This is a genomic window from Rhodococcus sp. (in: high G+C Gram-positive bacteria) (genome assembly GCF_049299235.1).
Lineage (GTDB): Bacteria > Actinomycetota > Actinomycetes > Mycobacteriales > Mycobacteriaceae > Rhodococcus.
Genome location: NZ_JBAQXC010000147.1, coordinates 1 through 7,761, shown reverse-complemented (window position 1 = coordinate 7,761; position 7,761 = coordinate 1). Strand labels below are relative to the sequence as shown.

Below are 7,761 nucleotides of genomic sequence, written 5' to 3'. Positions count from 1 at the left end.
GTGGAGTACACGACCGACGCTTCCCGCTCGATGTTGAGAACCTCGACGGGTTCACCGAAGCGGCCCGGCAGTTTGAGGGTCTGCGACGCCAGGTTCGCGACGGTCGGGGCGGCACCGAGACCGACCTCGACGAACCGCTCGACACCGAGACCACCGTCGGCCTCGTCGGCGAACAGCAGGTCCTGCGTCTCGATCCAGCGGACCGGCGACGCGAACTGCCACGCGAGGAGCTCGGCGAGCACGACGCGGGTCAGCTCGACCGGCTTCGCCGCCCACGCGTCGAAGTCCGCGAGGACCTCGGCGAGAGGCTGCGACGGAACCAGATCGGCGATTTCCTGGATGAACTCGCGGCCCAGGTTGAACGGCTTGGGCACCAGATTCGGGATGTAGCGGCCGATGAGGATGTTCGGGTCGATCTGCTGCGGCAACAGGTGCAGCAGCCGCTCGCGGAAGTCGTCCACGCCGCCGCGCAGGACGGTCGAGTGGAACGGCACGTCGATGCCGGGGACCAGAATGAACGCGCGCTTGCCACCGAACTCGGCGACCTTGCGTTCGATCACCGTTTCGAGGGCTTCGAGGCCGGCGACCGTGCCTGCGATGGCGTACTGCGAGCCGCGCAGGTTCAGGTTCACGATCTCCAGGAATTCGTCCGACTCGGCGGCGACACCGGCGACGAAGTCCTGCAGGTTTTCGTCTGCGACACCGAACTGCGACGGCCGGATCGCGGCCATGCGGTAGTCCGAGCGGCCGTGCTCGTCGCGCGGGACGAGGGCGTGCATCGCGGAGCCGCGCTGGAACACGACCTCGAGCACCGCCTCGAGCGGCAGCACACCGGCGACCGCGGCGAGCGCGTTGTACTCGCCGACCGAGTGGCCGGCGAGGAACGAACCCTCCACGAACGCGCCGGCCTCACGGAGCTCGGCGATCTGCGCGACACCGAGGGTGGCCATCGCGACCTGGGTGAACTGCGTCAGGTGCAGCACACCGTCCGGGTGCTTGTGGGTGACGCCGCGGGCCTTGAGCACGGTCGGGTTGTCACGCACGACAGCGAGGATGGAGAAGCCGAGCGCCTTGCGGGTGTGCTTGTCGGCGCGATCCCAGATCTCGCGGGCGGCCTTGCTGCGGGCGCGGGCGTCCAATCCCATGCCGGGACGCTGGATGCCCTGGCCGGGGAACGCGTAGACGGTCGTCGGGGCCGCGGTGCGGCCCGTCGCGACCATCACCAGATCACCGTCGACGCGGCAGCCGACCTCGATGATCTCGGCGCCGTTGTCGGTGCCGACGCGGTCGACACGCACGTCGATCTCCGCGCCGGGGCGGACCATCCCGAGGAACCGGGCGGTCCACGCGGTCAGGCGGCGAACCGGCAATTTCGCGTCGACCTCGACCGCGGTGACGACCTGCTGGGCGGCGGCCGACAGCCACATGCCGTGCACGATCGGGGTGCCGAGGCCGGCCAGCAACGCGGCGTTACCCGAGGTGTGGATCGGGTTGTGGTCACCCGAGACGCGGGCGAACGCACGCATGTCGGTAGGTGCGACGATCACGGCATCGCGGCGGCGGCGACGCGGGGTGTCCGTGGCGGCGTCCGACAGTGAACCACCGGCGCGAACCGGGTCGGCGACGTCGGCGATGCCGGTGCGCCCGCGGATCGCGAACCGCTCGATCAGCGTCGCGACGACATTGTCACCGGAACCGTCACCGTTGTCAGCGGCGATGTCGGCATGCACCTCGACGACACGGCCGAGGTCGGTGTCGGCGACGTTCACGACGTGGGCCTTGACCCCGAGGATCGACGGATCGGTGGGCAGACCGCCGGTGACGTCGATGGCGTGGTCGAGGTGGACCAGATCGAGCATGCCCTCGATGACCGACAGGTTGTCGCCGGTCGTCGATGCGCCGAGCGCGGCGAACACCGCGGGCCAGCACGCGCCGACGAGCACATCCGGGACACCGGCGGTGCCCGTGGTCATGGTGGTGGGCAGACCCGCGCCGGTGATGCCTGCGTGATCGGCGATCTTCTCCGGCAGCCAGCCGAGGGTGATGCGGGCAGCGCCCTTCTTCACGGCCGGCAGTTCCTGGCCGGCGGCGACACCGAGCAGCGCGGACATCGACGCGGCCGCGTCGGCCTCGGTGACGACCGGTGCGCCGCCGGTCCCCACGGACGCCGGGACGGTGATGCGGATCTCGACGGCCTTGTCGAGCAGCAGCGGCACACGCAGGCCGACGTGCTCGTCGTCGAGAACGTTCAAGGTCGCACCCGTCGGGGCGTGCACGGCGGCGCCGTCGGACTCGGCGGTCCACTCGGCGACATCGCCGAGACGGTGGACGGGGTTGACGGTCTGGCGGCCGGCCCAGGCGACGTCGGGCGCGGACAGCACGGCGTCGAGCAGTCCGGTGGCCCGATCCTGATGGCGTCGCGCTATGACCTGGACGGGGTCGGCACCGGCCGCGAGCAGCTCGTCGACGGTCGCCTTCTCGAAGCGGTCGAGGAGCTCACCGACAGGCTCGTCCACACGAGTGATACCCGCGACGGCGACGGTGCCGGGGATGACGCAGACCTGATCGGCGGTGTATCGCGGGTCATGGGCCTGCCACAGCGAATCGGAGCGCCACCAGCGGCGCACATCCTGGTCGACGACCGGCACGAAGTTGACCGGCTTGCCGGGGGTGCGGCACAGGGACACGAAGAACGGCACGTCCGCCGGGTGCAGCACGACGTCGCCCGCGTCCGGGTATTGGCCGGTCAGCGCCTTGATCGCCGCGTAGGGGCGGTCCAGGGTCGCGTCCTCGTCGAACAACGTGGGGATGGGGCCGCGGTCGACCGGGTGCAGGCGAGCCTCGGCGCGCTGCAGCATGTCGCGGAACCGCTCCCGCCACGACACGTCCAGCCACGGGCTGGTGTGCGCCTCGGCGACGGCGTCGCCGAGGTCGGTGCCGCAATCGAACTCGGATGCGGCGTCGGACCCGATCGCGATCTCCAGGTAGCGGGTGAGCCACTGCAGGTAGGTCATCTCGGCGACATCACCGAAGTACGGCTTCGCGGTGCCGTTCAGCGCGGCGATGATCTCGTCGCGGCGGGCAGCGACGGCCTCGGCGTCACCGGCGACCTCGTCGAGCAGACGGCCGGTGCGGGATGCTGCGTTGTCGATCTCGTGGATGTCGGCGCCGAGTTGGCTGCGGCCCGACGCCATACCACCGGTCGCGGTGCCCGCACCGACCCAGTCGGGGGTGCCGGGGGTGTCGACGAGGAGTTGCTTGACCTCGGGAGAGGTGGTCGCTTCGAGGGCCGCCATCGCGGCGGTGCCGACGAGGATGCCGTCCAGCGGCATCGCCGGGAAGCCGTACGGGGTGGACCAGCGTCCGGTCAGGTAGTCGGCTGCCCGCTCCGGGGTGCCGATGCCACCGCCGACGCACAGCACCAGGTTCGGACGGGAGCGCAGCTCGGCGTACGTGTCGAGCAGCAGGTCGTCGAGGTCCTCCCACGAGTGGTGGCCACCCGCGCGACCACCCTCGATGTGGGCGATGACCGGGTAGTCGGGGACCTCGTTCGCGATGCGGATCACCGAACGGATCTGCGCGACGGTGCCCGGCTTGAACGCGACATGGCTGATGCCGGCCTCGGTGAGCTCCTCGATGATCGAGACGGCTTCCTCGAGTTCCGGGATGCCCGCGGTGACGACGACACCGTCGAACGGAGCGCCCGCGGCGCGGGCCTTCGGCACCAGACGCTTGCCGCCCACGTGCAGCTTCCACAGGTACGGGTCGAGGAACATCGAATTGAACTGCACGGCGCGACCCGGCTCGAGCAGGCCCTTCAGCTCCTCGACGTGGTCGGCGAAGATCTGCTCGGTGACTTGGCCGCCACCGGCGAGCTCGGCCCAGTGGCCGGCATTCGCGGCGGCCGCGACGATCTTCGGATCCACTGTCGTCGGGGTCATTCCGGCGAGCAGGATCGGCGAACGGCCCGTCAGGCGGGTGAACGAGGTCTCGACACCGAGGCGGCCGTCGGGCAGCGCGACGGGCCTGGGTGCGAAGTCGGTCCATGCGCGCGGCACCTCGGGCTCGGCACCCGGGGTGAGGAGGTTGCGTTGGCCGCCGCGGGTGGCGGCGGCGATGATGCCGACACCCTGACCGCGCAGGCCGGAGGCGGTCATGCGGGTGAGCAGCTCACCGGGGCCGAGATCGAGGATCCACGACGCACCGGTGGCCACAACGCCGTCGACGAGATCCACCCAGTCGACCGGGTCGACGAGGATCGCCTGCGCGAGCGAACGCGCCAGGTCGACGTCGAGGTCGCAGCGTGATGCCCAATCGGCGACCTGTTCGACCGCATCGGCGAGAGCCGGGTGGTGGAAGCCGACCTCTGCGGACACCGGCTCGAAGGTCGGGGCGAACACGGCACCGCCGCGCTTCTTCGATTCGCGCTCACGGGTTTCGGCCGCGGAAATGTCCTCGCAGCGCTGCTGGATACGGGCCAGTGCCGCCGGCGGACCGGACAGGACGACACGGCGACGGGCGTTGCGGATCGCGACGACGGCGCTGCGTTCGGGGTCCTGACCGTCGAACACGTCGGCGACGATCGCGCGCAGACGTTCGGGGTCGACGCCGGCGACCGCGAGCATCGGGAAGCGTTCGGCACCGGAGATCAGGCCGCGACGACGACCGACGAGGGTCGCGGCAGCGCCGATGAGCTGCGCGATCGCGAGGATGTCGGCGTCCTTGCGGCCGCTCGCGGCGACTGCCTCGACCGCGAGCACGCCTGCGGAATGGCCGATGGTGGCGGTCGGCGCGTGCGCGGACACGTCGAGCCCCTGGAGGGCCAGAGCACGAAGGGCGGCGACCTGAGTGAGGAACACGCCGGGCAGGGACACCGCAGCGGACGTCAGTGTGGTGACGGACGGTCCGGCGGCCGGCTGCTCGTCCTCGTCGGCGACGTCCTGCTCGAGGATCCACGCGACGGGGTCGAAGCCGGCGGGACGCACGACCACCAGGTCGTGGGCGACGGGCGCGAGGGTCGCGGCGGCAGTGTTGACCAGTTCGGTCAGGATCGGCTCGAGACCGTTGTCGCGGCTGAGTTCGTCGAGCGAGCTGAGCCAGGGAGCACCCTGTCCACCGAACGCGAGCGCGTAAGGCTCACCGGCAAGGATCTTGTCGACCAGCGCGCCGGGCCGCGAGGTGGTGACCCCACGTTCGTTGGTGAGTCGTGATGCCTTCGAGCTCCGTCCGTTGTCGGCTGGTGTGGTCTCGTCGATCGTCACGCGTGTTGTTCCTCTCCTGAACACCCCTGCGGTCGAGGCGTGAATCTGTGGAAGCGCTCGCCGTCGTTGGCGTGTTACATGGGCTCTGATCTGCTCTTACGTGCGGAACCAAGATTGACACAGAATCATGAGGATTTCCTCATGTTTTGGCTCACGCCCAGTCGCGCGCAGACCCCTGACCAGTGATTCGTCTCACAGTCGCGACGAAAGTGACTCGCGAGTAGATCTCGTCACCGCTGGCTGCGCCGCTACGTGGACGTCCACGAACTCGAGGAAACCCTCACGTTTTTTGTTATTGAATCGTTACCACCTTGACGAATGGGGCGGTGGCGTGCTCGAGCGCCGAAACATGCCGGACCGAGGTGATAGCCTCATTGCTATCGAACATACTTTCGATTCCCGGGGGTATCATGAACAGATCGGTCAAGTACACGCGAGTGATTCTCGAAGACGCGGTACGCGCGTCGTCCAGCATCGCGAGCGTCCTGCGTTATTTGGGACTCAACCAAGCGGGCGGAACACACTCCCACATCAGCAGGCGAATCAAGCAGTTCGGCATCGACACATCGCACTTCACCGGTCAGGCGCACCAGAAGGGCCGACCCGCGCAAGCCCGCCTGAGTTGTGACCAAATTCTGACGGTCAAGCCCTCGAAGTCACGTCGGCAGGAGGCAAAGCGATTGCGGCGAGCACTTCTGGAAACAGGAAGATCTCACCACTGCGAGAGATGTGGAATCGGCCCGGTATGGCTCGATGAGCCACTTACCCTCCATGTCGACCACATCGACGGAAACGCCTGCGATTCTCGACCGCACAACGTCCGCTTCTTGTGTCCCAATTGTCACAGCCAGACCGCGACATTCGCAGGCCGCAACTTGCGGAAACCCAACGCTGACGATTAGACCCGGATGCCGTATTCTGCGTATGCCTACGCGCGAGTGGCGGAACAGGTAGACGCCCAGGCTTTAGGTGCCTGTGTCCGAAAGGGCGTGGGGGTTCGAGTCCCCCCTCGCGCACGCACAGCAGTTCCGCGAACTGCAGAGCGAGGTCACGAACTCGAACGAGTTCGTGACCTCGTTGGGTCACCGCGCGCGCCCGCCGGAGAACGGCGCCCGACGATTCGCGACGACGTACTCCCACACTTCCAAGTCCGTGGCCTTCACGCCGCGGGGCGCCTTCGGGTGGGGTGCGGTCCGCCGCCACGCGTTCAGGTGCTCCTCCCCTGCCCAGATCTCACAGATTGCGATCCGTTCGGGGTCGATCGGATCTGCGGTGATGGACAGGTCGATGCAGCCCGGTGCGCGGCGGGCGGCCTCGACGAGTGTGTGATATTCGGCCAGAGCGGCATCGCGGTGCTCGGCCGGGAACCGGCAGTGACCTGCCACAACCACCATGGTCTCCTCGTTCATCGGATTCCTTCCTCGAGTCTCTTCAATACCGACTCGGCGCGGGCTTCCGACTCATCGCTCGTCGACAACAGCGGCCATCGGAGGTGATCGAAAACCGCAGCGGCCCGGCGTGACCTGGCGCACGGCAACCCGACCGGTCTTGGCAGGTCGACACGGCATTCGGGTACCGTCGAAGTCGTGTCCGTATCTCGTCCACCCCGCCGCACCGCTCTGATCATCCTGGTCGCTGTCGCGGCGATCGGATCCTTAGCACTCGGGTACTGGCAGTGGACTCGCTTCGAGGCAGTCGGCGGCACCGGCCAGAATCTGGGATACGCATTCCAGTGGCCGGCGTTCGCGCTGTTCTTCGTCTACGCCTATCGCCGGTTCGTGCGCCTCGAAGCGGAGGAGACCGAGGCACGAGAAACCGGGGTGCCGCGTCCGCCCGAATCGACCGAACCCACCGAAATCCCGGAGCACCTACTGCCTGCACGTCCCGACCGGACGCTCGCGCCGGCGACCACCGCCGCCCTCGACGACCCCGAAGACCGGCAGATGCTCGAATACAACGACTACCTCGCGCAACTCGCGCGCAGGTCCGGAAGGAGCGGGCAGTGAGCACCACCCCCGAGAAGACCGACGCAGCGCCGCGGACCCTCAGCGACGCCGACCGGAAGAAGATCTCCTCGGCGCTCCTGCGCTACCGCGTTCTCGCCTACGCCACCGGCATCTGGCTGCTGGTCCTCGTCGGCGAGATGATCGCCAAGTACGTCATCGGCATCGAGAACGTGCCGTCGTGGATCGCGATCGTGCACGGCTGGGTGTACGCGGTGTACCTGGTGCTCACATTCGACCTGTCGATCAAGGTCCGGTGGCCGCTCAGCCGCACGATCGGAACACTGATCGCGGGCACCATTCCGTTCCTGTCGTTCTTCGTCGAGCACAAGCGCACCCAGCAGGTCAAGGCAGACTTCGGCGTGTGACGCCGGAACTGTGGGACCCCGCTGCCGCGGGTGTCCTGCGCCTGCCGTCGGGTCGGCTCGTTCGTGGCCGCGGACTGCGCCGCCCGGTTCCGGACGGCCCGCTCCCGACGTTCGCGGTCTACCTGCAGC

At 68.3% G+C, this 7,761-nt stretch carries 4 protein-coding genes, 1 tRNA gene and 1 pseudogene; 4 read left to right on the top strand and 2 right to left on the bottom strand.

The window, feature by feature from the left end; genetic code table 11:
* A partial coding sequence (locus tag WAX14_RS09050) for a fatty acid synthase subunit beta domain-containing protein (RefSeq protein ID WP_422627749.1) occupies nucleotides 1-5,261 on the bottom strand: 5,261 nt, incomplete at its 3' end.
* A gap of 932 nt (nucleotides 5,262-6,193) precedes the next feature.
* On the opposite strand from WAX14_RS09050, the gene WAX14_RS09045 reads away from it, so the two are divergent.
* Nucleotides 6,194-6,277, top strand: a tRNA-Leu gene (locus tag WAX14_RS09045).
* A 66-nt stretch (nucleotides 6,278-6,343) separates the two neighbouring features.
* Here the strand turns inward: WAX14_RS09045 and WAX14_RS09040 are convergent.
* Nucleotides 6,344-6,670 carry a putative quinol monooxygenase gene (locus WAX14_RS09040; protein WP_422627748.1) on the bottom strand — a complete coding sequence of 109 codons (327 nt, stop codon included), beginning with the start codon at nucleotides 6,668-6,670 and terminating at the stop codon, nucleotides 6,344-6,346.
* A gap of 177 nt (nucleotides 6,671-6,847) precedes the next feature.
* Between WAX14_RS09040 and WAX14_RS09035 the strand changes: the two genes are divergently transcribed.
* The 3 genes and pseudogenes from WAX14_RS09035 to WAX14_RS09025 form a co-directional block, all read left to right on the top strand.
* Complete coding sequence (locus WAX14_RS09035) at nucleotides 6,848-7,267, top strand: transcriptional regulator (RefSeq protein ID WP_422627747.1); 420 nt, start codon at nucleotides 6,848-6,850, stop codon at nucleotides 7,265-7,267.
* Nucleotides 7,264-7,632, top strand: coding sequence for a DUF3817 domain-containing protein (locus tag WAX14_RS09030; protein WP_422627746.1), 369 nt, complete (start codon nucleotides 7,264-7,266; stop codon nucleotides 7,630-7,632). The genes WAX14_RS09035 and WAX14_RS09030 overlap by 4 nt, the downstream gene beginning before the upstream one ends.
* A pseudogene (locus WAX14_RS09025) lies at nucleotides 7,629-7,761 on the top strand (protein phosphatase); the annotation flags it as partial. The gene WAX14_RS09030 and the pseudogene WAX14_RS09025, both read left to right, overlap by 4 nt.

Bases quoted from the DNA above. Each gene is read 5' to 3' on its own strand.
- WAX14_RS09040 (WP_422627748.1), bottom strand. From the start codon at position 6,670: ATGAACGAGGAGACCATGGTGGTTGTGGCAGGTCACTGCCGGTTCCCG.